General features: G+C 69.0%; 21 protein-coding genes. 10 read left to right on the top strand and 11 right to left on the bottom strand.

The genetic code is table 11. The annotated features are described in order from the left end of the window. Positions 1 to 102: 102 nt before the first annotated feature. Together EBN03_RS21890 and EBN03_RS21885 are read right to left on the bottom strand one after the other, a co-directional pair. Complete coding sequence (locus tag EBN03_RS21890; RefSeq protein ID WP_407671211.1) at positions 103 to 1,605, bottom strand: MFS transporter; 1,503 nt, start codon at positions 1,603 to 1,605, stop codon at positions 103 to 105. A 258-nt stretch (positions 1,606 to 1,863) separates the two neighbouring features. Next, positions 1,864 to 2,241, bottom strand: coding sequence for a DoxX family protein (locus EBN03_RS21885; RefSeq protein ID WP_122189975.1), 378 nt, complete (start codon positions 2,239 to 2,241; stop codon positions 1,864 to 1,866). 164 nt (positions 2,242 to 2,405) lie between these two features. Between EBN03_RS21885 and EBN03_RS21880 the strand changes: the two genes are divergently transcribed. Next, a complete protein-coding gene (locus tag EBN03_RS21880; RefSeq protein WP_199742908.1) occupies positions 2,406 to 3,326 on the top strand; it encodes a LysR family transcriptional regulator in 921 nt (306 codons plus the stop codon). Positions 3,327 to 3,348: 22 nt separating this feature from the next. Here the strand turns inward: EBN03_RS21880 and EBN03_RS21875 are convergent, their stop codons facing one another. Further along, positions 3,349 to 4,002 carry a TetR/AcrR family transcriptional regulator gene (locus EBN03_RS21875; RefSeq protein ID WP_122189973.1) on the bottom strand — a complete coding sequence of 218 codons (654 nt, stop codon included), beginning with the start codon at positions 4,000 to 4,002 and terminating at the stop codon, positions 3,349 to 3,351. Between the two features lie 101 nt (positions 4,003 to 4,103). Here EBN03_RS21875 and EBN03_RS21870 point away from each other — a divergent pair, with 101 nt between their 5' ends. Then, the gene (locus EBN03_RS21870) at positions 4,104 to 4,934 is read left to right on the top strand and encodes an oxidoreductase (protein WP_122189972.1); all 831 of its coding nucleotides are present in this window, start codon (positions 4,104 to 4,106) and stop codon (positions 4,932 to 4,934) included. 124 nt (positions 4,935 to 5,058) lie between these two features. On the opposite strand, the gene EBN03_RS21865 is transcribed toward EBN03_RS21870, so the two are convergent. Then, the gene (locus tag EBN03_RS21865; RefSeq protein ID WP_122189971.1) at positions 5,059 to 6,120 is read right to left on the bottom strand and encodes a winged helix DNA-binding domain-containing protein; all 1,062 of its coding nucleotides are present in this window, start codon (positions 6,118 to 6,120) and stop codon (positions 5,059 to 5,061) included. 126 nt (positions 6,121 to 6,246) lie between these two features. Between EBN03_RS21865 and EBN03_RS21860 the strand changes: the two genes are divergently transcribed. Further along, positions 6,247 to 7,167 carry a DUF5996 family protein gene (locus EBN03_RS21860; RefSeq protein WP_122189970.1) on the top strand — a complete coding sequence of 307 codons (921 nt, stop codon included), beginning with the start codon at positions 6,247 to 6,249 and terminating at the stop codon, positions 7,165 to 7,167. A gap of 76 nt (positions 7,168 to 7,243) precedes the next feature. Further along, positions 7,244 to 8,110 carry a class II glutamine amidotransferase gene (locus tag EBN03_RS21855; protein WP_122189969.1) on the top strand — a complete coding sequence of 289 codons (867 nt, stop codon included), beginning with the start codon at positions 7,244 to 7,246 and terminating at the stop codon, positions 8,108 to 8,110. Positions 8,111 to 8,206: 96 nt separating this feature from the next. On the opposite strand, the gene EBN03_RS21850 is transcribed toward EBN03_RS21855, so the two are convergent. From EBN03_RS21850 to EBN03_RS21820, 7 genes are read right to left on the bottom strand one after another with little or no spacing between them, the layout of a single operon-like run. Continuing rightward, positions 8,207 to 8,590, bottom strand: coding sequence for a metal-sulfur cluster assembly factor (locus EBN03_RS21850; RefSeq protein ID WP_122189968.1), 384 nt, complete (start codon positions 8,588 to 8,590; stop codon positions 8,207 to 8,209). Then, positions 8,583 to 9,080: a Fe-S cluster assembly sulfur transfer protein SufU gene (gene sufU, locus EBN03_RS21845; protein ID WP_122189967.1), complete on the bottom strand. Its 498-nt coding sequence runs from the start codon at positions 9,078 to 9,080 to the stop codon at positions 8,583 to 8,585. The genes EBN03_RS21850 and sufU overlap by 8 nt, the downstream gene beginning before the upstream one ends. Before the next feature lie 3 nt (positions 9,081 to 9,083). After that, entirely contained in the window at positions 9,084 to 10,361 is a 1,278-nt protein-coding gene (locus EBN03_RS21840; protein WP_122189966.1) for a cysteine desulfurase, read from the bottom strand. A 1-nt stretch (position 10,362) separates the two neighbouring features. Then, positions 10,363 to 11,130: a Fe-S cluster assembly ATPase SufC gene (gene sufC, locus EBN03_RS21835; RefSeq protein WP_122189965.1), complete on the bottom strand. Its 768-nt coding sequence runs from the start codon at positions 11,128 to 11,130 to the stop codon at positions 10,363 to 10,365. Between the two features lie 35 nt (positions 11,131 to 11,165). Then, entirely contained in the window at positions 11,166 to 12,344 is a 1,179-nt protein-coding gene (gene sufD, locus EBN03_RS21830) for a Fe-S cluster assembly protein SufD (RefSeq protein ID WP_122189964.1), read from the bottom strand. After that, positions 12,344 to 13,789, bottom strand: a complete 1,446-nt coding sequence (gene sufB / locus EBN03_RS21825; protein ID WP_122189963.1) for a Fe-S cluster assembly protein SufB — start codon at positions 13,787 to 13,789, stop codon at positions 12,344 to 12,346. Before sufB ends, sufD begins: the two co-directional genes overlap by 1 nt. Next, on the bottom strand, positions 13,786 to 14,601 hold the full coding sequence (locus EBN03_RS21820) for a helix-turn-helix transcriptional regulator (RefSeq protein ID WP_199742907.1): 816 nt from the start codon (positions 14,599 to 14,601) through the stop codon (positions 13,786 to 13,788). The genes sufB and EBN03_RS21820 overlap by 4 nt, the downstream gene beginning before the upstream one ends. A gap of 111 nt (positions 14,602 to 14,712) precedes the next feature. On the opposite strand from EBN03_RS21820, the gene mptB reads away from it, so the two are divergent. The 6 genes from mptB (at position 14,713) to EBN03_RS21790 (ending at position 23,552) form a co-directional block, all read left to right on the top strand. Next, positions 14,713 to 16,422 (top strand): polyprenol phosphomannose-dependent alpha 1,6 mannosyltransferase MptB, encoded by a 1,710-nt coding sequence (mptB, locus tag EBN03_RS21815; protein ID WP_199742906.1) that lies wholly within the window; start codon positions 14,713 to 14,715, stop codon positions 16,420 to 16,422. Then, a complete protein-coding gene (locus EBN03_RS21810) occupies positions 16,419 to 17,351 on the top strand; it encodes an ABC transporter ATP-binding protein (RefSeq protein WP_122189961.1) in 933 nt (310 codons plus the stop codon). Before mptB ends, EBN03_RS21810 begins: the two co-directional genes overlap by 4 nt. Beyond that, positions 17,348 to 18,133, top strand: coding sequence for an ABC transporter permease (locus EBN03_RS21805; protein ID WP_233608528.1), 786 nt, complete (start codon positions 17,348 to 17,350; stop codon positions 18,131 to 18,133). The genes EBN03_RS21810 and EBN03_RS21805 overlap by 4 nt, the downstream gene beginning before the upstream one ends. Before the next feature lie 116 nt (positions 18,134 to 18,249). After that, positions 18,250 to 19,197 carry an alpha/beta hydrolase gene (locus tag EBN03_RS21800; protein ID WP_233608527.1) on the top strand — a complete coding sequence of 316 codons (948 nt, stop codon included), beginning with the start codon at positions 18,250 to 18,252 and terminating at the stop codon, positions 19,195 to 19,197. 124 nt (positions 19,198 to 19,321) lie between these two features. Further along, positions 19,322 to 19,711 carry a hypothetical protein gene (locus EBN03_RS21795; RefSeq protein WP_147471663.1) on the top strand — a complete coding sequence of 130 codons (390 nt, stop codon included), beginning with the start codon at positions 19,322 to 19,324 and terminating at the stop codon, positions 19,709 to 19,711. 196 nt (positions 19,712 to 19,907) lie between these two features. Next, the gene (locus EBN03_RS21790) at positions 19,908 to 23,552 is read left to right on the top strand and encodes a hypothetical protein (RefSeq protein WP_122189958.1); all 3,645 of its coding nucleotides are present in this window, start codon (positions 19,908 to 19,910) and stop codon (positions 23,550 to 23,552) included. Positions 23,553 to 23,624: the final 72 nt, after the last annotated feature.

The following is a 23,624-nucleotide window of genomic DNA, read 5'->3' as shown; positions in this document are numbered from 1 at the left end:
CCTTTTTGTTTTTTTTGGTCTCCCTCCCCCCCCGCCGGGGGGGGGGGGGGGGGCCCCCCCCCCCCCCCCCCCACGACCGGGGTGTTCACGGACAGGTTGTATTCAGTTGGCGGAGACGGTCTCCGGGGCGAACTGCACCTGTTCGATGCGGCGCGGCAGGGCCAGGGCGGCCAGGAGGCAGGCGAGCGCGGCGGCGGCGGCGATCAGGAAGGCGACCTGGAAACCCTTGTCGGTGTAGAAGACCACGCCCTGGGTCATCGCGGGCGGGATCGGGGCGGCGTAGGAGTTGTTCAGGACCGTGAAGGCGATGACCGGCAGGACGGCGGGGAACACGCTCTGGAACACGCCGACGATGCTGGCGGTGGACGCCTGCAGTTGCGGCGGGACCGCCTCGATCAGCAGGTTCGGGACGGCGGCGTAGCCCATGCCCATGCCGAGGCCGACCAGGCCGGCGAACACCATCAGCGGGACCTTGCTGTCGTGCGAGAACGCGGTCAGGCCGCAGCCGAGGGCCGCGGACACGGCGCCGATCGCCAGCAGCGGGCGCGGACGAACCTTACGGCCCACCAGGACACCGACGACGAGGCCGCCGGCGACGGTCGCCGCACCGATCGGCGCCTGGAAGATCGCGAAACCCTCTGCGGTGACACCGAATCCGTAGCCGAGGCCCATGATCGCGGGCGTCATGGCCAGCATCGGCAGCAGCACCGTGTACAGGCCGCTCACGCCGTAGATGCAGCCGGCCGCGGCGGCGGTGAACGCGACCGAGCGGGTGCGGAGCACCTTCAAATCGATGAGCGGCTGCTCGAGCATGCCCGCGGTGACCAGCCAGGCGATCACCAGGGTGATGCCGCCGAGCAGGTAGCTCAGGGTGGAATCGGCCTTCCAGCCCCAGGTCGGGCCGAAGCTGACACCGACCAGGATGCCGGCGATACCGGCACCCAGCAGGACCGCGCCCACGAAATCGAGCCGCGAGCGCAGCCGGACCGGGGACTCGTCGGTGGTGGCCGCGATCATCACGCCCAGCACGGCCAAGCCGATGACGAAGAACCAGAAGATGCTGCGGAAGCCGTGGTGGTCGATGAGCCAGCCGGTGATGAACGGCGCCGGAATCGCGATCAGGCCCATACCGCTGGTCGCGATGCTCACCGCGAGCGCGACCGTCTTCGCCGGGAACACGTCCCGGATCAGCGAGTAGCTCAGAAACAGACACGGCACCAGGAACCCGGTCAGCGCGCGCCCGGCGATCAGGACCGCGTAGCTCCCGGCCACCGCGGACACCAGCGAACCGATCGCGGCGACCGCGATACAGGCCAGCAACAACTTTCGCTTGCCGTACAGGTCGGCGAGCTTACCGATCAGCGGCGCGGTCATCGCACCGACCAGCAGGAACGCGGACAGCAGCCAGGCGCCCTGGGTGGTGCGGTAGTGCACGACGATCGAGGGCAGCGCCATCGAGATCATCATGTAGCTGATCGCGAGCATCTCGAGTACGAGCACGATCGAGGCCAGGGACAGGATCAGCCGCGGCGTCCACCGCTGCCCGGCAGCGTCCGCGGCCCGCGTCGATCCGGGCGATCCGCCTGATTGGGCTGTTTCGACCATCATCGGGTCCTTTCGATGTATCCACGCACTCTTCAGTCGGAGGCCGACGAGGAATCGAACGGGAGTCGGGTGTGTCCACAGTCACCTGGTGGGCGGCTGTGTAGTCGACATCACAATTGCTCGACGGCTCATCGCGCTATGTCCCGTTCCACCCAGCGGGAGGTTGCACCGACCGAACGGTTCGCGCACCGGAAAACCCCAGGCAGGATCGATATTCGGTGTGTAGCAGAGTTTGTATGGACTTGCCACTGAGTGGGCTCAGAACGGGTGCAGCGCCAGGCGGCCCACCGCCACGAACAACGCGATCGCCAGATAGACCGCGTTCACCAGCACGAGACCGCGCTGACCCAGGCGCGCGTGGGTGCGCATCGCACCGATCATCAACAGCATCCAGCAGCAGGCGGTGACCGCCACCATGATCGGCGCGATGTCCAGGAGCGCGGGTAGCACCAGACCGGCGGCCGCCAGCAACTCGGTGACACCCAGTGTTCGGACGAACCTGGTGGAGACGTCCGCGATCCACTCGGCGCCGTGGGCGGCGGCCAGTTTCGGCACGGGCAGGAAGGTCTTGGTGAATCCCCCGGCCAGGGCGACAAACGCGAGCAACCCGGCTGCGATCCACAGGGCGAGGTTCATGAGATTCTCCGATCTGATGTGAAACTGCTTGCGCGCGAACGCAACCGGATCCGACTCGGGGCGAATTCCAGCCGGACGGGGCCCGATCATGGTGTGCCCGTTGCTTATCGGCTCGCCGCCTGTTCAGCTTCGGGGCAGGTCAGCGGCCGAACAAGATAGGATCCGTGGACCGATCCATAACACTGGAGTTATCAGTGGAGCTACGCGACATCGAGATCTTCCTGACCCTGTCCGAGGAACTGCATTTCGGCCGCACCGCCGAACGGCTCCATGTGTCCCAGGCACGAGTCAGTCAGGCCATCCGCACGCAAGAACGGCGCCTGGGCACGGCGTTGTTCGATCGCACCAGCCGCACTGTGCGGCTGACCGCGGTGGGCCGCCGCCTGCGAGAAGATCTCCAGCAAGTGCACGATCTGCTCCAGCAGGCCCTGGCTCGGGCCGAAGCCGCCGGCATCGGCGCGGGCCGGACCGTGCGGGTGGGCGTATTCGGGCATGCCGGGCACGAGCTCCGCCCGCTCGCCGACGCGTTCCGCGCCCGCCACCCCGGTGCGGACATCCGGTACGGCGAGATCAACGGCAGCGACCCGTTCACGGCTCTACGCACCGGCGAGCACGACGTCAACGTGCTGTGGCTGCCCGTCCGGGAATCGGACCTCACCGTGGGGCCCACCGTGCTCACCAGCGGGCGCGTGCTCGCCGTCTCCGCCGATCACCCTCTGGCCGAACAAGATTCGGCGTCGATCGAGGATCTTGCCGACAACCGCGTCGTCGACCTCGGCCCCGGCGCGCCCGAGTACTGGGTGGCGGCCATGGTGCCCACGCACACACCGCTGGGCCGCCGCATCCCCCGCGGCCCGGCCGCGCGGACTTTCCACGAAATACTGTCGCTGGTGGCGTCGGGGCAGTGCGTACACCCCTTCGGGGAGATCGCGGCCCGCTACAACAATCCGCCCGGCATCGTTTTCGTGCCGATGCCCGACGCCCCCGAATTGCAGTGGGCACTGACGTGGCACACCGGTACCGACAGCACCGCGGTCCGAGCACTGGCGCGGACCGCGGCCGATATCGGTCCGATCCGGTTGTGATCGTGTCCGTGACACCGTCTTGTTATCTCCGCACCGATCCTCGCCTCTGGCCTGTGCCTCCGTGCTCGCTGAGGCCAGGCTGCCGTGGCGCAGCGTGCGCCTCAGTGGCGATCGGCCTGGCGCGGGTGGTGAGTCCTGGCAGCACGAGGGTGAGCCAGCGGGCGCGAGCAGAGTGTGGTCGATCGGTGGGGGCAGCGGAGAACAGCAGGTAGATGTCGGCGACTGTCACATCGGGGTGGATGTCGCCGGCGGCTTGGCCGGCGCGGATCAGTGCCGCTACAGCGGCACTGGCGCGTTGTTCGGCAGCGGTGGCCGCGGGATCTGCACCGAGGACCGCGGCGGCGGCTTTGGCGGCCCGGTTCGTCGCGGTCAGTTCCACGACCCGGCCCAGGAATCCGCGGATCTCGGCGAGGGCGCTCGCACCGGATGTCACTCGCGCGCAGGCGGCTTCGGCGTCTTCGGCGACTTGGGTGACATATTCGACGACCACCGCGGCCACCAGGTCGGTCTTGGTCGGGAAATGCCGGTAGAGGGTGCCGACAGCCACGCCCGCGCTGGCCGCGATCTGATCCATTCCGGCATCGGGACCGTACGCGGTGATCTGTTCGCGGGCGGCGGTGAGGATCTTGGTGCGGTTGCGGACCGCGTCGGCACGCGGTGCTCGTGGCTGGGTCATGGAACGTCTCTCACACCTGTCGATCGAATACTTGCCAATAACGTGAACTCAGGTTCATCATAGAACATGAACCTCAATTCACATTACCTTCGGGAGGCAACATGACCACCGAAACAGCGCTCGTCACCGGGGCCTCCTCCGGCATCGGCGAGGCCACCGCCCGCAAACTCGCCGGCCTCGGCTACACCGTCTACGGTGCGGCCCGACGTACCGACCGGCTGCAGAAACTCACCGCCGACGGCATCAGGCCGCTGGCGATGGACGTCACCGACGACACATCGACGACCGCTGGGATCGCGCAGATCATCGCCGAAACCGGCCGCATCGATGTGCTGGTCAACAACGCCGGATACGGCTCCTTTGGTGCGATCGAGGACGTGCCGCTGGACGAAGCTCGATACCAGTTCGAGGTCAACGTCTTCGGTGCCGCGCGCCTGGCGCAGCTGGTGCTGCCGCACATGCGCGCGCAGCGCAGCGGCACCATCGTCAACATCACCTCCATGGGCGGAAAGATCTACACCCCCCTCGGGGGCTGGTATCACGGCACCAAGTTCGCCCTGGAAGGACTCAGCGACTGCCTGCGCCTGGAAGCGCAACCGTTCGGCGTGAACGTCGTGGTGATCGAACCCGGCGGCATCGCCACCGAATGGGGAGGCATCGCCGCCGACCACCTACGTAAGGTTTCCGGCGACACCGCCTACGCCGGCCAAGCCCGAGCCGTGGCCACCTTGCTCAGCTCGGATGCCAACGCCAAGCGCAACTCCCCGCCCCAGCTGATCGCCGACGCGATCGGCAAGGCCGTCCGCGCCCGCCGCCCAAAGACCCGCTACACCGTCGGATTCGGAGCCAAGCCGTTGATCTTCGTGAAATGGCTACTGCCCGACCGCGCCTTCGACGCGATCATCAAGCGCGCCACCGGAGTCCGCAACTGACCTGTCACCGCAAGTCCGCCGAATTCGGCGATGTCCAGACCCTCGTCATGGGTGTACCTGCGATTCAAGGTTCGGGAGTTCGAGAGACGCCTCGGGGAACTGGGAACAGCCTGCCTTTCCGCCCTCAACCGACCAGTTCGGTGGGCACCCCGCAGAATCGGCCGTAGCGTTCGACGGCCGGCGCGAGCCGTTCGGTGTCGGACTGCTCGCCGAACCAGTCGATCCGTACCTCCTGCCGGCGGGCCAGTTTCTTGATCGACCACAGTCCGGTGATCCGGCCGTCGTCGAGCACGGTCGACTTGAACATGCCGTTCCCACCCGGGACGACGGCGGCCAGGATCTCCGGTGTCGCGAAGGCCGAGCGGTTCTTGTAGCCGAGGACGTATTCGTCGAACCCCGGAAGCAATTGCACCGCAGTCGGTTCCGTCGACGATTCGGCGAACCAGTAACGCAGGCCGTCGATTTCGGCGCTCTCCAGACTGTGTTCCACCGCGGCCAATCCGGCGCGCGCGTCGCCTTTGGTGAGGAACGCCCATCCGGCGAAGTCGTCCAGGGTCGCGGGACCGTGGCCGGTGAAGTAGCGCAGCGCGAGTTCGGCCAGCGCCGCGTCCCGCTCGAGCACCCGGGCCGCGGGCACCCACTCCTGCAGCAGCGCGTACGTCGGCTGCTTGCCCTCGTGCGGGCCGAAACACAGCAGCCCCTGCTCGGCGAAGTACCGCAGCAGGTGCGGCCCGCGCTGCTCCCCGCTGTCCACACCCGCCGCGTCCATCGCCGCGAACAACTCCGGTCGGCCCAGGCACGCGCCGCCGGTGAGCACCGCCTCCCACGCCGCCCGGGTGCGGTTCACCGCCTCGTCGTCGAGTCCCAGCCCCCGCCGCCGCCCGGCCGCCGCCTGACTCGCCCGCGGCCCCAGCAACTCCGGCAACCACCGCGCGTCCGCCGCCGCCACCAGATGCAGCGTCCCCCGCATCGGCCAGGTCCGCACGATCTCCCGATCCAGCAGCGCCCGTTCCACATCGTCCGCGGTCAGCTCCGGCGTCCGGACCCCGACCGACCACAGCCCACCGCGATAATCCTGGGCCTGCATGGCCACCAGGTCCGAGACGACCGCCACGGCCGATTTCCCGTCCGCCGGCTCCAGGTGATGAGTACGGACCCGGCTGCGCGCGATATCGGTGATGTTCACCAGTGCATCATCACCGGACGGCCGGGTGGACCGCAAAGACGAGAACCCGGCCCCTACCGGCGTAATTGGTGGCCAGGGTCCCGGCTGCGTGACCCCGCCGAGACGAAACCGGCTTAACCTGGGGCGATGGACTCGCCGTGGCCGCACCTGTCGTACCGGCTCTGGGATCGGACCTGTGACACCCTCCACGCGCACACCCAGGTCCTCGGCAAGCTCGCGGCGGCGTTGGCGCCGCCGGAACCCCAACTCCAGCACGCGGCGTTGCGTCTGACCGCCCGCGGCTGGGAGACCGCGCCGCTGCCGGCGCCGAACGGATCCGGGTCCCTGGGCGTGACACTCGACCTGCGCACCCATGAAGCCGTGGTCGAACACAGCGCCGGGACCACCGAACGGATCGCCCTGACCCCGAATCGTTCCGTCGGCGAGGTGACCCGGGTGGTGCTCGCCGTGGTCCAGCGACTGGCCGGGCCGGTCGAGTTCAACCCGGCCCCGCAGGAGGTGTCGTGGACCGTGCCGCTGGACGAGGACGACCAGCACGCCACCTACGACCCGGACCAGGTCAGCACCTACTTCGACTGCGCGACCCGGGCCGCCCAGGTGCTGGCCGAGTACCGGGCACCCTTCCGCGGCCGCGCCACCCCGGTCAACGCCTGGTGGGGTTCGTTCGACCTGGCCGTCAACCTGTTCTCCGGTGACTCCGCGACCCCGCCCTCGGCGGACTTCATCATGCGCAACGCCATGGACTCCCAGGAGGTCGCGATTGGCTGGTGGCCCGGCGACGAACGCTACGACCGGGCCGCGTTCTACGCCTACGCCTACCCGCCGCCCAGCGACTACGCCACGCTCACCCTGGCCCCGCCGGCCGCGCATTGGGACAGCACCCTGGGCGAGTACGTCCTCGACTGGGACGACATCCGCGAGAACGACGACCCGCACACGCAAGCGCTGGACTTCGCCCGCTCCGCGTTCCAGCGGTCCTGCCACGTCTGCGACTGGGACGGCGCGCTGGTCGCGAGCGCGCTGGGCAAGCCGCCGCCGGTGAACTGAGCGGAACCGGGTACCGCGCGCTGCGCCGAATGTTCGCGCGCCGATCGGCTGCCGGATCTTCAGGGAGGAGTCGCTCATGTGCCGCCTGTTCGGACTCTCGGCCGCGCCCCGGCGGGTGCGCGCCACCTTCTGGTTGCTCAAGGCGCCCGACAGCCTGTCCCGGCAAAGTCGCCGTGAACCCGACGGCGTGGGCCTGGGCACCTTCACCGCCGCGGGCACGCCGCTGGTGGAGAAGCAGCCGATCGCCGCCTACGAGGATCGGCTCTTCGCCCAGGAGGCCCGCGAACGCGAATCCGAAACCTTCGTCGCGCATGTCCGCTTCGCCTCCACGGGCGGGCTGAACATGCGCAACACCCACCCGTTCGAGCAGCACGACCGCCTGTTCGCGCACAACGGCGTCCTGGAGGGGCTCGACGAGCTGGATCACGAACTCGGCGACTACCGCCGACTCGTCCACGGCGACACCGACTCCGAGCGCTTCTTCGCCCTGATCACGGCCCGGATCGACCGGCACGGGGGCGATGTCACCGCGGGCATCACCGACGCGGTCGGCTGGATCGCCGACCGGCTGCCGGTCTACGCACTCAACCTGATCCTCACCACCGCGACCGACCTGTGGGCCCTGCGCTACCCCGACACCCACGACCTGTACGTCCTCGAGCGTGCCGCCGGTGGCGCACAGGGCGATCAACGGCTCGACCACGCGGGCCACAGGGGCATCCGCACCAGCAGTACCGTCCTGACCGACTATCCCGCCGTCGTCATCGCCACCGAACGCATGGACGACGACCCCGGATGGCGGCTCCTCGCCCCCGGTGAACTACTCCACGTCACCGAGCATCTGGCCGTACGGTCCAGCATCGTCCGGGATTCCCCACCCCGCCACCTACTTTCGCTCGCCGACCTCAACGAGACCGCCGCCGCCTCCCAAACCGAACGCTGACCGGCGACGCGGCATGCCACCGCACTGGCAGTGCACCGAAACGAGTGAAGGTCACCACCTTCGCCGGTGGTGACCTTCACTCGTAGCGGTTCAGTTCTAAACCGTGAACCCCAAGGCGCGCAGCTGTTCCCGCCCGTCCTCGGTGATCTTGTCCGGGCCCCACGGCGGGATCCACACCCAGTTGATCTTCAGGTCCTCGACCAGGCCGCTGCGGACCAGGGCGTTGCGGGACTGGTCCTCGATGACGTCGGTCAGCGGGCAGGCGGCGGAGGTCAGGGTCATGTCGAGGATGGCGGTCTGCTCCTCGACGCGCATGCCGTAGACCAGGCCCAGATCGACGACGTTGATGCCGAGTTCGGGGTCGACGACGTCGCGCATCGCCTCTTCCAGGTCGGCGATCAGCAGCTCGTCCTCGGGCGACAGCGGCGCCTCGACGGCGGGCTCGATGGGCTGCTCTTCGGTGGCGGGTGTGTCACTCATTGCGATCCCCAGTGCTCGTCGTAGTTCCCATGATGCGCTGCGGGGCCGGCTCGGCCGACGCCACCCGCACCACCGCGTCCTTGAACGCCATCCAGCCCAGCAGCGCGCACTTCACGCGCGCCGGGTACTTCGCCACACCGGCCAAGGCGACACCGTCACCGAGGACGTCCTCGTCGCCCTCGACGGTGCCGCGACTGGTGATCATCTCCTCGTAGGAGTCGACCACCTTCAGGGCCTGCTGCACCGGCACGCCCACCACCTGATCGGTGAGGATCGAGGTGGCGGCCTGGCTGATCGAGCAGCCCTGGCCGTCGTAGGAGACATCGGCCACGTCGCCGTTGTCGTCGATGTGCACGCGCAGGGTCACCTCGTCACCGCAGGTCGGGTTGACGTGGTGCACCTCGGCGCCGAACGGCTCGCGCAGACCGCGGCCGTGCGGGTGCTTGTAGTGGTCCAGGATCACTTCCTGGTACATCTGCTCCATGCGCATGTCTTATGCAACTCCGAAGAACTCTTGGGTCTTCCGGACCGCGGCGACCAGCTGATCGACCTCTTCGAGCGTGTTGTACACCGCGAAGGACGCGCGAGCGGTCGCGGCGACACCGAAGCGGCGGTGCAGCGGCCACGCGCAGTGGTGCCCGACCCGGATGGCGACACCCTGGTCGTCGAGGATCTGGCCGACATCGTGCGCGTGCACCCCGTCGACCAGGAAGCTCACGGCGCCACCACGATCCGCGTTCCCGGTGGGTCCGATGATCCGCACGCCGTCGATCGCGCCCAGGCCCGCCAGCGCAGCACTGATGAGCGTGTGCTCGTGTGCGGCAACGGCTTCCATGCCGAGCTTGCCGAGATAGTCCACGGCCGCGCCCAATCCGACGACCTGCGAGATCATCTGCGATCCGGCCTCGAACCGCTGCGGCGGTGCCGCGTAGGTGCTGTGGTCCATGAAGACGGTCTCGATCATCGACCCGCCGGTGATCATCGGTGGCATGTCGGCGAGCAGCTCGCGCCGGCCGTACATGATGCCGACCCCGGACGGGCCGAGCATCTTGTGCCCGGAGAACGCCGCGAAGTCCACGCCCAGCTCGCGCAGCGACACCGGCATGTGCGGCACCGACTGGCAGGCGTCCAGGACCACCAGGGCGCCGACTTCCCGTGCGCGACGGACCAATTCGGCGACCGGCGCCACCGCACCGGTCACGTTCGACTGGTGGGTGAAGGCGACGACCTTGGTCCGCGGCGACAGTTCCAGCGAGTCCAGGTCGATGCGGCCCTCGTCGGTCACGCCGTACCACTTCAGCGTCGCGCCGGTCCGGCGGGCGATCTCCTGCCAGGGCACCAGGTTCGCGTGGTGCTCGAGCTCGGTGATCACGATCTCGTCGCCGGGACCCACGTGCTGCGGAAACCGGTTGTCCCCGAACGCGTTCGCGATCTGGTTCAGCGATTCGGTCGCGTTCTTGGTGTAGGAGATCTCGTCGGCGTCCACGCCGACGAACCCGGCGATCGCCGCGCGCGCCGCCTCGTAGGCCTCGTTGGCCTCCTCGGCGAGCTGGTGCGCGCTGCGGTGCACGGCCGCGTTGTGGTGCAGCAGGAACTCCCGCTCGGCGTCGAGCACCTGCAGCGGCCGCTGCGCGGTCGCGCCGGAATCCAAGTACGCCAACGGTTTACCGTCCCGCACCGTACGCGCCAGGATCGGGAAATCGGCGCGGATGCGCGCGATGTCCAGCGCCGGCACGGCGGAATCCTTGCTCGCGGGTGCGGTCACGGTCATATCAGGCTCCTACGGCCGAGGTGAAGCGCACGTAACCGTTGGCCTCGAGTTCCTCGGCCAGCTCCGGGCCGCCCTCCTCGACGATGCGGCCGCCGACGAACACGTGCACGAACTGCGGCTTGATGTAGCGCAGGATGCGGGTGTAGTGGGTGATCAGCAGGATGCCGCCGTTCTCCCGCTCCTGGTACCGGTTCACGCCCTCGGACACGACGCGCAGCGCGTCGACGTCCAGACCCGAGTCGGTCTCGTCCAGGATCGCGATCTTCGGCTTCAGCAGGCCCAGCTGCAGGATCTCGTGGCGCTTCTTCTCACCACCGGAGAAGCCCTCGTTCACCGAGCGGTCGGCGAAGGCGGCGTCGATCTCCAGCTCCGACATCGACTCCTTGACCTCCTTCACCCAGTGCCGCAGCTTGGGGGCCTCGCCGCGGACGGCGGTGGCGGCGGTGCGCAGGAAGTTCGACATCGAGACGCCGGGGACCTCGACCGGGTACTGCATGGCCAGGAACAGGCCGGCGCGGGCGCGCTCGTCGACCGACATCTCCAGCACGTCCTCGCCGTCCAGGGTGATGGTGCCCTGGGTGACGGTGTACTTGGGGTGGCCGGCGATCACGTAGGACAGCGTCGACTTGCCGGAGCCGTTGGGGCCCATGATGGCGTGTGTCTCACCGGATTTCACGGTCAGGTTCACGCCGTTGAGGATCTTCTTCGGCTCGCCGCCGTCGGTGGCGGCGACCTCGGCGTGCAGATCCTTGATTTCCAGGGTGGTCATCGAATCGAATTCCTTTGCGGGGGTAAGTGTGTGGGTCAGATACCGACAGTGGCGAGCTCGGCCTCGATGGCCGCCTCCAGCCGCTCCCGGATCTCGGGGACCGCGATCTTGGCGATGATCTCGTGGAAGAAACCACGCACCACCAGGCGGCGGGCGTCGGCCTCCGGAATGCCACGGGCACGCAGGTAGAACAGCTGCTCGTCGTCGAAACGGCCGGTGGCGCTGGCGTGTCCGGCGCCGAGGATCTCGCCGGTCTCGATCTCCAGGTTCGGCACCGAGTCGGCGCGGGCGCCGTCGGTGAGCACCAGGTTGCGGTTGGCCTCGTAGGTGTCGGTGCCCTCGGCGGCGGCGCGGATCAGCACGTCGCCGACCCACACGGTGTGCGCGTCGAGCTTGCCGGAGGCCGGATCACCTTGCAGCGCACCCTTGTAGAGCACGTTCGACTTGCAGTTGGGTACCGCGTGGTCGACCAGCAGGCGCTGCTCGAAATGCTGGCCGGCGTCGGCGAAGTACACGCCGAGCAGTTCGGCGTCGCCGCCGGGACCGGCGTAGCGGACGTTCGCCGTGAGCCGCACCAGCTCACCACCGAGGGTGACGTCGGTGTGGCGCAGCGTGGCGTCGCGGCCGAGCAGCGCGTGGTGGGCGGTGGTGTGGACGGCGTCGTCGGCCCACTCCTGCACCGCGACCACGGTCAGCTTCGCGCTGTCACCGAGCACGAATTCCACGTTCTCCGCGTAGGTTCCGCTGCCGCGCTGGTCCAGGACCACGGTCGCGACGGCGAAGTTGCCCAGGCGGATCTGCAGGTGGCCGTAGGCGGTCTTGCCCTCGCCCGGACCGGTGACCGACACGGTGATCGGCCGCTCGACCTCGATCTCGGCGCCGACCGAGATCACGGTCGCCTGCTCGAAACCCGAATAAGCCTGCGCGGCAACCCGATCGGTCGGCTTACCGGCGGCACCCAGGCGGGCGTCAGTGCGGTCGACGAACTCGATGCTCACCGTGGGGTCGGCCGCGACATCGACGGTGGCGGCACCGTCGCGCACGGCCGTGCCGTCGTGCAGGCCGCGCAGCCGGCGCAGCGGGGTGAACCGCCACGCCTCGTCGTGCGCCGAGGGCACCTCGAACGCGTTCACGTCGAACGACGCGAAGACCTCACCCTTGTTCAGCGCGGGCACCCGTGCCTCGCCGGCCTCGGCAACATTCTCGACCGGCATCAGCCGACGGCTCCTTCCATCTGCAGCTCGATCAGGCGGTTCAGCTCGAGCGCGTACTCCATCGGCAGTTCCTTGGCGATGGGCTCGACGAACCCGCGCACCACCATCGCCATCGCCTCGTCCTCGGTCATACCGCGGCTCATCAGGTAGAACAGCTGGTCCTCGGACACCTTCGACACGGTCGCCTCGTGACCCATGGTGACGTCGTCCTCGCGGATGTCGACGTAGGGGTAGGTGTCGGAGCGGGACACGTTGTCCACCAGCAGCGCATCGCACTTCACGGTCGACTTCGACCCGTGGGCGCCCTTGTTCACCTGGACCAGGCCGCGGTAGGAGGACCGGCCGCCGCCACGCGCCACCGACTTCGACACGATGGTCGAGGAGGTGTGCGGGGCCAGGTGCAGCATCTTGGCACCGGTGTCCTGGTGCTGGCCGGAACCGGCGAACGCCACCGACAGCACCTCACCGTGCGCGTACTCGCCGGTCATCCAGACCGCCGGGTACTTCATGGTGACCTTGGAACCGATATTGCCGTCGACCCACTCCATGGTGGCGCCGGCCTCGGCCTTGGCCCGCTTGGTGACCAGGTTGTAGACGTTGTTCGACCAGTTCTGGATCGTGGTGTAGCGGCAGCGGCCGCCCTTCTTCACGATGATCTCGACGACCGCGGAGTGCAGCGAGTCCGACGAGTAGATCGGCGCGGTACAACCCTCGACGTAGTGCACGTAGGCGTCCTCGTCGACGATGATCAGGGTGCGCTCGAACTGGCCCATGTTCTCGGTGTTGATCCGGAAGTATGCCTGCAGCGGGATGTCGACGTGCACGCCCGGCGGCACGTAGATGAACGAACCACCCGACCACACAGCGGAATTCAGCGCGGAGAACTTGTTGTCACCCGACGGGATCACCGAGCCGAAGTACTGCTGGAACAGCTCCGGGTGCTCCTTGAGCGCGGTGTCGGTGTCGAGGAAGATGACACCCTGCTGCTCGAGGTCCTCGCGGATCTGGTGGTAGACGACCTCGGACTCGTACTGCGCGGCGACACCGGCGACCAGGCGCTGCTTCTCCGCCTCAGGGATGCCGAGCTTGTCGTAGGTGTTCTTGATGTCCTCGGGCAGGTCTTCCCAGCTCTCGGCCTGCTTCTCGGTCGAGCGCACGAAGTACTTGATGTTGTCGAAGTCGATGCCCTCGAGGTTGGAGCCCCAGCTCGGCATCGGCTTGCGGTCGAAGATGCGCAGCGCCTTCAGCCGGAAGTCCAGCATCCACTCCGGCTCGTTCTTCTTCGCCGAGATGTCGCGCACGACCTCCTCGGACAGGCCACGCGTGGCCGCGGCACCGGCGGCGTCGGAGTCCGCCCAGCCGAAGCCGTAGGTCCCCAGGGACGCGATGGTCTCTTCCTGGGTGAGCGGTGCCTGGCCCGAATCAGGCGCAGTCGTTGTCGTCATTCGGCACTCCTTCCGGAGTCGATCGAGTTCACCGGCACGGGCTGTGCGCCGATGGTGGAAGAAATCTGGAGTGGCACGTGGGTGGTGCAGGCGCAGTCGCCGTTGGCGATGGTGGCCAGGCGCTGGACGTGGGTGCCCAGCAGGTCGCGGAACGCGTCCAGTTCGGCCGCGCACAGTTCGGGGAACTCCTCGGCCACGTGCGAGACCGGGCAGTGGTGCTGGCAGATCTGCACGCCGACCCCGACCTGGCGGGTCGAGGCGGCGAAACCAGCGGCGGTGAAGGCGTCGGCGACCTCGTCGGCCTTGGCGGCGATCCGGGTGGCGTCGGTCGTGGTCTCGTCGGCGGGCGCGTCGCTCAGCGGCCGGATCCCGGCCACGATCGCGTCGACCCGGCGGCGGGCGAACTCCACGATGGCCGAGTCGCCGCCGATCTCCCGCAACTGTCGCATGGCGGCACCGGCGAGATCGTCGTAGGCGTGACCGAGCCGGCTGCGGCCGGTGGCGGTCAGCTGGTATTGCTTGGCGGGCCGGCCGCGGCCCTTCTGCTGCCAGGCCGCCGAGCGGGTGGCCCGCGCCTCGCCGGACTCGATGAGCGCGTCGAGGTGGCGGCGGACACCGGCCGGGCTCAGGCCCAGCCGCTGGCCGATGGCGGTCGCGGTGATCGGGCCCTCCTCCAGCAGCAACCGGACGACGGCCTCGCGGGTGTGCCCCTCACCGGTGTGACCGGTGGTGGGCGCCGCGGGCACGGCAGCGGACCGGGCGCCCTCTCGGCGCCCGGCGTCCACGTCAGTCCGCAAACCCACGGTTTTCACAACACCAGTGTGACGGAATTCGTTCCCGCATTCCAGTTAGGGTCACCTCACCGGACAAGACGGGCACCGGAGAACGGGCGCGTACGGCAGGGACCCGGTCGGCGCCCGCTAATGTTCACCCCCGTGGTGGTACCCGAAGGCGTGCGGCGCCGACTGATCGAGGACGGACGGCGATTCCTGGGCCTGGACCCGGTGCCGGCCGACCGGACGATCGCCGCGCTGCACAGCAACGAAGCCGACGTCCCGGGACTCGATGCCCGAGAAATGGCCCAGTTCAAGCGAATTCGCCTGATGGGCGCGACCGGCTCGGTGCTGATGGCGATCACCGCGCTCGGGGTCGCCGCGCAGCCGGTGCTCGGTAATCCGGTGTCGGGCCTGCGGGTGCTCGGGGTGTTCGCCCGCTGGCAGACCTCGTCGCTGGCGCTGTCCATGCTGGGCAACGCGCTGGTGGTGCTGTCCTGGCTGTTGCTCGGCCGGTTCTGTGTCGGAGGTCTCGGTGGAACTCCCACGCACCGGATCAGCAGGTCTCAGCTGGACCGCACGCTGCTGCTGTGGATCGTGCCCCTGTCACTGACGCCGCCGATGTACTCCACGGACGTGTACTCGTACCTGGCCCAGAGCCAGATCGCGGCCAAGGGCCTCAATCCCTACGTGGTGGGACCGGCCACCGGTCTGGGGGTGGACAACATCCTCACTCGCAACGTGCCCAACATCTGGCGGGAGACACCGGCACCCTACGGGCCGTTCTTCGTCTGGATCGGCCGCGGGATCGCGCACATCGTCGGCAACAACGTCATCGCCGGGGTGCTGTGCCACCGAACGCTTGCGCTGGTCGGAATCGCCCTGGTCGTGTGGGCGCTGCCCCGGCTGTCGCGGCGCTGTGGGGTGGCACCGGTGAGCGCGCTGTGGCTGGGGGCAGCCAATCCGCTGGTGCTGTTCCACCTGGTGGCCGGGGTGCACAACGAGGCGCTGATGCTGGGGCTCATGCTGGGCGGGCTCGAATTCTGTTTGCGCGCAATCGAAGACGACCCCGACGGCGACGGTGTGTTCGGCCGCAAATCCTGGGCGCTGCTCATCTTCGGCGCGATGGTGATCACGCTGTCCTCGCAGGTGAAGTTCCCCGCGATCATCGCGCTCGGCTTCGTCGGCATGGCCCTCGCACGACAGTGGGGCCGACGGCAGATCCGTCCGCTGGTGTGGTCGGCGCTGGTCATGGGCGTCGTCGCCGGTGTCGTCATGCTGGCCGTGGCCGAATTCAGCGGGCTCGGATTCGGCTGGACCGGCACCCTGTATCAGGCCGGGGCGGTCCGCAGCTGGATGTCGCTGCCTACGCTGGTCGGCATCATCACCGGATTCGGTGGTGTGCTCCTCGGCTTGGGCGATCACACCACCGCCCTGCTGAGCATCACCCGGCCGATCGCCGAGGCGATCGCAGCCGTGCTCGCCGTGCGCATGCTGCTGTCCACCTGGGCCGGACGCCTGCACCCGGTCGGTGCGCTCGGGGTGGCACTGGCCGCGATCGTGCTGCTGTTCCCGGTGGTGCAGCCCTGGTACCTGCTGTGGGCGATCGTGCCGCTGGCCGCCTGGGCCACCGAACCCGCGTTCCGGGTGCCCGCCGTCGTGTTCTCGGCGGTGGTCAGCGTGGTCGAGATGCCGCGCGGCGCCGACTACGCGGCCTTCCAGATCATCGAATCCGCGATCGCGGGTCTGCTGGTGGTCGCCGTGTTCATGTTCATCACCCGACGGCAATTGCCGTGGCGGCGGCGCCCGGGGGTGTCTGTCGCGTCACACCGGACCGCACCCTACGGTGTGACCTCGTGAGTGCAGCCTCGGTTCCGGCCGTTCACCTCGACGGTGTCGTCAAACGGTTCGGTGACACCACCGCGGTCGACGGGATCAGTTTCGACGTCCAGCCCGCCGAGGTGCTGGCCTTGCTCGGCCCCAACGGCGCCGGTAAGACCACGACCGTCGAGATGTGCGAGGGCTTCACCGCGCCCGACGCCGGGACGGTCCGGGTGCTCGGCTTGGACCCGGTGGCCGACTCCGACCGGCTGAGGCCGCGGATCGGCGTCATGCTGCAGGGCGGCGGAGCGTATCCCGGATCGCGGGCCGGGGAGATGCTCGACCTGGTCGCGCAGTACTCCGAGAACCCGCTCGACCCCGAATGGCTGCTGACCACCCTGGGTCTGGCCGACGCCCGGCGCACCCCCTACCGGCGGCTGTCCGGCGGCCAGCAGCAGCGGCTGGCCCTGGCCTGCGCCCTGGTCGGGCGGCCCGAACTGGTGTTCCTCGACGAGCCGACCGCCGGAATGGACGCCCAGGCCCGGCACCTGGTGTGGGAGCTGATCGACTCGCTGCGCCGCGACGGGGTCGCGGTGCTGCTGACCACCCATCTGATGGACGAGGCCGAACAGCTCGCCGACCGGCTGGTGATCATCGACCACGGTCAGATCGTCGCCCAGGGCACCCCCGCCGAGGTCACCTCCGCCGGCGCGGAAGGGCAGCTGCGGTTCACCGCTCCCCCGAAACTGGACCTGACGTTGCTCACCGCGGCCCTGCCCGAGGGCTTCGATCCGCGCGAGACCGCGCCCGGCTCCTACCTGCTGCACGGTGACATCACCCCGCAGGTGCTGTCCACGCTCACCGCCTGGTGTGTGCGAATCGACGTGCTGCCCACCGACATCCGGATCGATCAGCGGCGGCTCGAGGACGTGTTCCTGGAGCTGACCGGGCGGGAGTTGCGCTCGTGAGTACCGAGAACCGCTTCGCACCGGGCACCTTCACCCCCGACCCGCGCCCCGCGCCGCGCGCGCGGATGCTCGCCGCGCAGACCCGGATGGAACTGATCCTGTTGCTGCGCAACGGGGAACAGCTGCTGCTCACCATGTTCATCCCGATCACGCTGCTGATCGGGCTCACCCTGCTGCCGCTGGGCTCGAGCCTGGGCTCGCACCACAAAGTGGACCGGATCGTGCCCGCGGTGATGATGGTGGCGATCATGTCGACCGCGTTCACCGGCCAGGCCATCGCGGTCGGCTTCGACCGGCGCTACGGCGCGCTGAAACGCTTAGGCGCCACCGCGTTACCACGCTGGGGCATCGTCGGCGGTAAGTGCGCGGCGGTACTGATCGTGGTGGTGTTGCAGTCGCTGCTGCTCGGCACGATCGGACTGGCGCTGGGCTGGCGGCCGTCACCGGTGGGGCTGCTGGCCGGTGCGGTCGTGATCGCGCTGGGTACCGCGACCTTCGCCGCCATGGGGCTGCTGCTGGGTGGCACGCTGAAGGCCGAGATCGTACTGGCGCTGGCCAACATCCTGTGGTTCGTGATGCTGGGCGCGTCCAGCCTGGTCTTCACCTCCGACAACATGCCGCGCTGGGTGGCGTTGCTGGCCCGGCTGATCCCCTCCGGCGCGCTGGCCGAGGCCCTGGACCGGGCCCAGCACTGCGGGGTCGACTGGTACGGGCTGATCGTGCTGCTGGTGTGGGGTGTGGTCGCCGGGTGGCTCGCCGTGCGCTGGTTCCGATTCGATTAGCCGTCTTTCGTTTCTCGGCCGCCGAATCGCTGGTCACGGGCTGGGCGGATTGTGAACTTGCCCAGTGAATCGGCCACTTCCGGCGCGCTGGGCGGTGCGCCTCTAGCGTGCGCACTGTGGGCACAGTATTGATCCGATGGGCCGCGGCCGCGGTGATCTCGATCCTCGCAGCCGGCGGCATCGCTACCGCCCAGGAGCCACACGTCCCAGCCGGCGGATACTCCGAACTGTCGGTGCCGTCGTCGATGGGACCGGTCAAGGTCCAGGTGCAGTGGGCGAAACACGGTGGCACGGCGGCGCTCTATGTCCTCGACGGCATGCACGCCACCAACGACGTCAACGAGTGGACGCGACAGACCGACATCATGGCGCAGTTCGCCGACGACGACATCACCCTGGTGTTCCCGGTCGGCGGCGAGGCCAGCTTCTACACCGACTGGCTGCGTCCGAGCGCGTTCAATCTGCAGCGCGTCACCTACCGCTGGGAAACCTTCCTCACCACCGAACTACCCGATTACCTGGCCCGTTACGGGGTTTCGGCGACCCGTGACGGCGTCATCGGCCCCTCGATGGGCGGGAGCGCGGCACTCACCCTCGCGGCGTTGCACCCCGGCCAGTTCGCCTTCGCCGGGTCGCTGTCCGGGTTCCCGGACCTGTCGGGCCCCGGCATGCCCGAGGCGGTGTGTACGTCGATGCTCGCGGTGGGCGGCTACGAGGTCGACGCGATGTGGGGGCCACCACTGGGACCGGTGTGGCGGCAACACGATCCGAGCGAACTCGCCGAACAGCTCAGGGGCACTTCACTGTTCGTCTCCGCCGGGAGCGGAGTGCCGGGGCCGGAGGACAAGTGGGACTCGGCGATCGGCGTGGCCGGCTCCCTCACCGGCTTCGGCCTCGAGCTCATCGCCCGTGGCGACAGTCTCCGCTTCCAGCAGCGGATGCAGTCCCTCGGCATCGACGCCACCTGGGACTTTCCCGCCACCGGGGTGCACGAGTGGGGTAACTGGCAGACCCGGATCGCCGAGGCCCGACCCCAGATCCTGGGTGCGCTGACGGGCGGGTGATCGGGTGCGTGGCCGAAATGTCTTGGCGCAGGCCACTCCGATCAGGGCTGCGGACCGGCATCCGCTTCGGCTACCGCACTTCCCAGCCGTGCAGGTAGTGGCCTGCCGGTGCGAGGATCCGATCATGACGAAGACAACGATGTTCGGAACCGGTGCCGGAATCGTCGCAGCGGGCGCGATGGCCGTATTCGGCTGTGCGGCAACGGCATCCGCTGAAGTCGTCGTAGGGGACGGAACCTACGCCATCCCGGGCGACATCCCGGCCGGACAGTACGAGACGATCACCGACAACCCCGACTGCGCGTTCGCGGTGGACGCCGTGGACGGCACCGAACTGTTCGCCGGTGGCGCCGACAGCGCCATCCGCGGCTCGGGTGGTCAGATCATCATCGGCATCCCCGCCACCGCCGCCACCTTCACCACCGCGAACTGCGGTTCCTGGACGCTGGGCAACTGGGCCGGCCGCGGCCCGACCCCGCCCCCGGCGACCGGTTCGTTCGGCCTTCCCCTCTGACGTCGGACGGCCGGGCGCGAACGTTACACCGGCACTTCCGGTTCGGCGCGCCCGGTCGCGATCGATTGCCGCGAAATCCGTACCGCCGGCACGGATTCGGACATCGGTGGGTAAAGCTTCGATCTCCCCCACGTCACTTCGGGTGCCCGTGATCTGGTGCGGTTAACGACGATGCCGGAGCACTCGATCCGGTTGCATGTCCAACACTTTTTCCCCGCTCCCCGCATCCGGGGACCGTGCAGCCTTCGTCCCACAGCACCTCGACCCCCACCCGATCGGCAGCCACGGCGAATTCGCCGCCGGCGCGTCGTTCGACGAGCACGACTCCTACGCCGCCACCCACACCGTCGACGAATCCCACAGCGTGCAGGCCGGATTCGGTGAAGCGGCCGGCATCGACACCGGCTACGGCCACACCGGCATCGTCGTCGGTGCCGGTTTCGACGAGCAGGATTCCTACCACGAGTCCGACGCGGTCGCCGCCGACCACGACGTGCACGACGCGTCCGGCGAACTCGTGAGCGACGACTACGGCACCGGATTCGTTACCCAAGGCACCGAATTCGACCAGCACGACGACTACGCCGCCACCCACAGTGTGAGCGCCGTCCACGAGGTCCAGGCCGGTTTCGGTGAGCTGACCGATATCGACACCGGTTACGGCGCCGGCGAATTCACCGCGGCCGCAGGCACGAGCGAACTCGACACCTACACCGAATCCGACGCCACCGCCACCCACCATGACGTCCACGCCGGCTACCTCGCGAGCTCCGAGTTCGACACCGCCGGCAGCGACGTCGACTTCAGCCAGGGCACCGAGTTCGACCAGCACGACGCCTCCGCCGCCACCCACTCCGTCGACGAAACCCACAGCGTCCAGACCGGATACGGCGAGGTAGCCGGGATCGACACCGGCTACGGGGACAGTGGCTTCGCCGAAGGCGCCGGATTCGCCGAGCAGGACACCTACCACGAGTCCGACTCCGTCGCCGCCCACCACGACGTCCACGCCGCGTCCGGCGAGATCGCCACCTACGGCATCGGGCCGGTCATCGCGCAGGGTGCCGAGTACGACGAGCACGACGACTACGCCGCCACCCACTCCGTCGACGAAACACACAGCGTCCAAGCCGGATACGGCGAGGAGTTCGGATACGGCGACATCGACGGCGCCCACGCCGGGTTCGTTCTCGGCGCCGGTGTGAGCGAGCAGGACACCTACCACGAATCGGACTCGGTCGCCGCCGACCACGACGTCCACGCCGCTTCCGGCGAGGTCGCCACCTACGGTGCCGGGCCGATCGTCGCGCAGGGTGCCGAGTACGACGAGCACGACGACTACGCCGCCACCCACTCCGTCGACGAAACACACAGCGTCCAAGCCGGATTCGGCGAGCAAATCGGAATCGACACCGGCTACGGGGACAGTGGCTTCACCGAAGGCGCCGGCTTCAGCGAGCAGGACACCTACCGCGAGTCCGACTCCGTCGCCGCCCACCACGATGTCCACGCCGCGTCCGGCGAGGTCGCCACCTACGGCAACGGATCGATCGTCGTGGACGGCGCCGACTACGACGAGCACGATGACTACGCCGCCAACCACACGGTCAACGAAACCCACAGCGTCCAAGCCGGATTCGGCGAAGAAGCCGGGATCGACAGCGAGTACGGACACGCCGGTTTCGTCGAAGGCGGCGGGTTCAGCGAACAGGACACCTACAGCGAGTCCGACTCCGTTGCCACCGACCACGATGTGCACGCCGCGCACGGCGAACTCGCCGGATACAACGGCTCGGTCGGTGCCGAGGGGGCCGACTTCGACGAGCACGACGACTACGCCGCCAGCCACACAGTGAACGAAACCCACAGCGTTCAGGCCGGATTCGGCGAGGAAGCCGGGATCGACACCGGCTACGGAGACAGCGGTTTCGTCGAAGGTGGCGGGTTCAGCGAGCAGGACTCCTACAGCGAGTCCGACTCCGTTGCCGCCGACCACGATGTGCACGCCGCGCACGGCGAACTCGCCGGATACAACGGCTCGGTCGTTGCCGAGGGGGCCGACTTCGACGAGCACGACGACTACAGCGCCACCCACACGGTCAGCGAATCGCACAGCGTCCAGGCTGGATTCGGTGCGGAAGGTGGATTCGGTGGCGCCGGTGGGTTCGCGGTGGGGGTGAGCTTCAGCGAGCAGGACTCGTACTCCGAAACCGACTCGGTCAGTGTCGATCACGATGTTCATGTCGGCTCCGAGGCGGAGGTCGGCGCTGGGAACGGTGATGTCGCCGGCGGCAGCGAGGCCGATGAGCACGACAGCTACTCCGCGTCGCACAGTGTCAGCGAATCCCACAGTGTCCAGGTCGGTTTCAGTGTTCAGGCCGGGGCCGGGGTTGCCGGGCCGGGGGTCGGTGTGGGTGCTGGGTTCTCCGGGCAGGTCTCGTTCAGCGAGTCACAGAGCGTTTCCGAGTCGACGAGCGTTAGCGCCTCGCACAGCGTGCACGCCGGTGGATCGGCCGCGGGTATCGGTGCGCTGCCGACCGCAGGACCGGTGGGTCCGATCGTCCCCGGGGCTCCGATAGCGCCGATCGCCTCGGCAGCCCCGATCGCCTCGGTGGCGCCGATCGCCTCGGTGGCGCCGATCGCCTCGGTCGCGGCTGCACCGGTACCACCGGCAGCGCCCGTCGGACCGGGTGTTCCGGTCACATCGGCTCCCATCGCATCGGTCGCCCCCGTCGCATCGGTCGCCCCCATCGCATCGGTTGCGCCGATCGCATCGGTTGCGCCGATCGCATCGGTTGCACCGGTTGCCCCTGTCGCACCGGCTGTTCCGGTCGCGCCGATCGCGCCGGTGGCTCCCCTCGCTGCCGGTCTGGGCGCGGTTGCGCCCGTGGCCGACCTGGGGTCGATTCAGGCTCCCGCCGCGAGCTTGGCGCCGGCTGCGAGCTTGTCGGCCGGGCCTGCGCTGGGCTCGGTCTCGCCGGCTTCGGCGGTCGCGAATCCGGCTCTCCAGCCGGCCGTGCACGCGGCGCCGGTGTCGCCGGTGTCGGCTACCCCGGTCTCCGCCGGTGTGCAGACCAGCCCTGCGGCACAGTCCATTTCGGCGACCGTCGCGCAGGCGCAGGCGGCTCCGCAGGTGGCACCGGCGGCCGATCTCGGCGCGTTCGCCCGCTCCGCGACCGCGGCGCCGGCGGCACCCGCCACCACGGCACCGGCACACGCCACCCCGGACCAGTCGCACGCCACCACCGCGACCGGCACGCCGGCGGCGCCGGGCACCACGGTTCCGTCGAACGCACCGGTCACGACCGCGGCACCGACCTCGTCGGCGGCACCCACCGCAGACCTGGGCGGCACCGCGCACCCGACCGCCCCGGCAGCCGATGCCACAACCACCGGCCACCCGGCCGCGGCGACCGGCGACACGACCACGGCCCACCCGACGGGCGATGCCACGACCACCGTGCACCCGACGTCGGCCCCGGCCGCGGACTTGGGTGGGAATCCCGCCCCGGCCGCTCCGGCGACCCACGCCGGTGACATCGGAGCCCTGGTCACCAGCCCGGCACCGGCTCCCGCCCTGGCCCCGTCGGCCACCGTCACCCCGGCCGACCCCGGTCACCAGGCGGTGGTCACCACGCCGGCGCCCACCACCGCGCCGGCACTGACCGATCACACCGCGGCGGCCGTGAACCCGGCCGCGGCCACCACCGACCCGACGCTGGACCACAGCGGCCTCCACGCGAGCGCCGCCGGCCTGTCGACGGGTCTGACCCACGACGGTGTCGTCGACCACGGCACCGCCGACGCCACCCACCCGGCCCTGGTGGATCTGCACCACTGACCGGATCTCGAGGTGGGGCCCGGCAACCCCGGGCGCCCCACCCCCCACGTCCGGGATGGCCCACACTGACGA

The sequence above is a fragment of the Nocardia stercoris genome, assembly GCF_003696265.1.
GTDB classification, from domain to species: domain Bacteria; phylum Actinomycetota; class Actinomycetes; order Mycobacteriales; family Mycobacteriaceae; genus Nocardia; species Nocardia stercoris.
This window is presented reverse-complemented; position numbering and strand designations above follow the sequence as displayed.

Coding starts and splice junctions, on each gene's coding strand:
- EBN03_RS21790 (WP_122189958.1), top strand. CDS start 19,908: ATGTCCAACACTTTTTCCCCGCTCCCCGCATCCGGGGACCGTGCAGCC.
- sufU (WP_122189967.1), bottom strand. CDS start 9,080: ATGCGCATGGAGCAGATGTACCAGGAAGTGATCCTGGACCACTACAAG.
- EBN03_RS21875 (WP_122189973.1), bottom strand. CDS start 4,002: ATGACCCAGCCACGAGCACCGCGTGCCGACGCGGTCCGCAACCGCACC.
- EBN03_RS21795 (WP_147471663.1), top strand. CDS start 19,322: ATGACGAAGACAACGATGTTCGGAACCGGTGCCGGAATCGTCGCAGCG.
- EBN03_RS21840 (WP_122189966.1), bottom strand. CDS start 10,361: ATGACCGTGACCGCACCCGCGAGCAAGGATTCCGCCGTGCCGGCGCTG.
- EBN03_RS21855 (WP_122189969.1), top strand. CDS start 7,244: ATGTGCCGCCTGTTCGGACTCTCGGCCGCGCCCCGGCGGGTGCGCGCC.
- mptB (WP_199742906.1), top strand. CDS start 14,713: ATGTTCACCCCCGTGGTGGTACCCGAAGGCGTGCGGCGCCGACTGATC.
- EBN03_RS21850 (WP_122189968.1), bottom strand. CDS start 8,590: ATGAGTGACACACCCGCCACCGAAGAGCAGCCCATCGAGCCCGCCGTC.
- EBN03_RS21860 (WP_122189970.1), top strand. CDS start 6,247: ATGGACTCGCCGTGGCCGCACCTGTCGTACCGGCTCTGGGATCGGACC.
- EBN03_RS21870 (WP_122189972.1), top strand. CDS start 4,104: ATGACCACCGAAACAGCGCTCGTCACCGGGGCCTCCTCCGGCATCGGC.
- sufD (WP_122189964.1), bottom strand. CDS start 12,344: ATGCCGGTCGAGAATGTTGCCGAGGCCGGCGAGGCACGGGTGCCCGCG.
- sufC (WP_122189965.1), bottom strand. CDS start 11,130: ATGACCACCCTGGAAATCAAGGATCTGCACGCCGAGGTCGCCGCCACC.
- EBN03_RS21885 (WP_122189975.1), bottom strand. CDS start 2,241: ATGAACCTCGCCCTGTGGATCGCAGCCGGGTTGCTCGCGTTTGTCGCC.
- sufB (WP_122189963.1), bottom strand. CDS start 13,789: ATGACGACAACGACTGCGCCTGATTCGGGCCAGGCACCGCTCACCCAG.
- EBN03_RS21890 (WP_407671211.1), bottom strand. CDS start 1,605: ATGGTCGAAACAGCCCAATCAGGCGGATCGCCCGGATCGACGCGGGCC.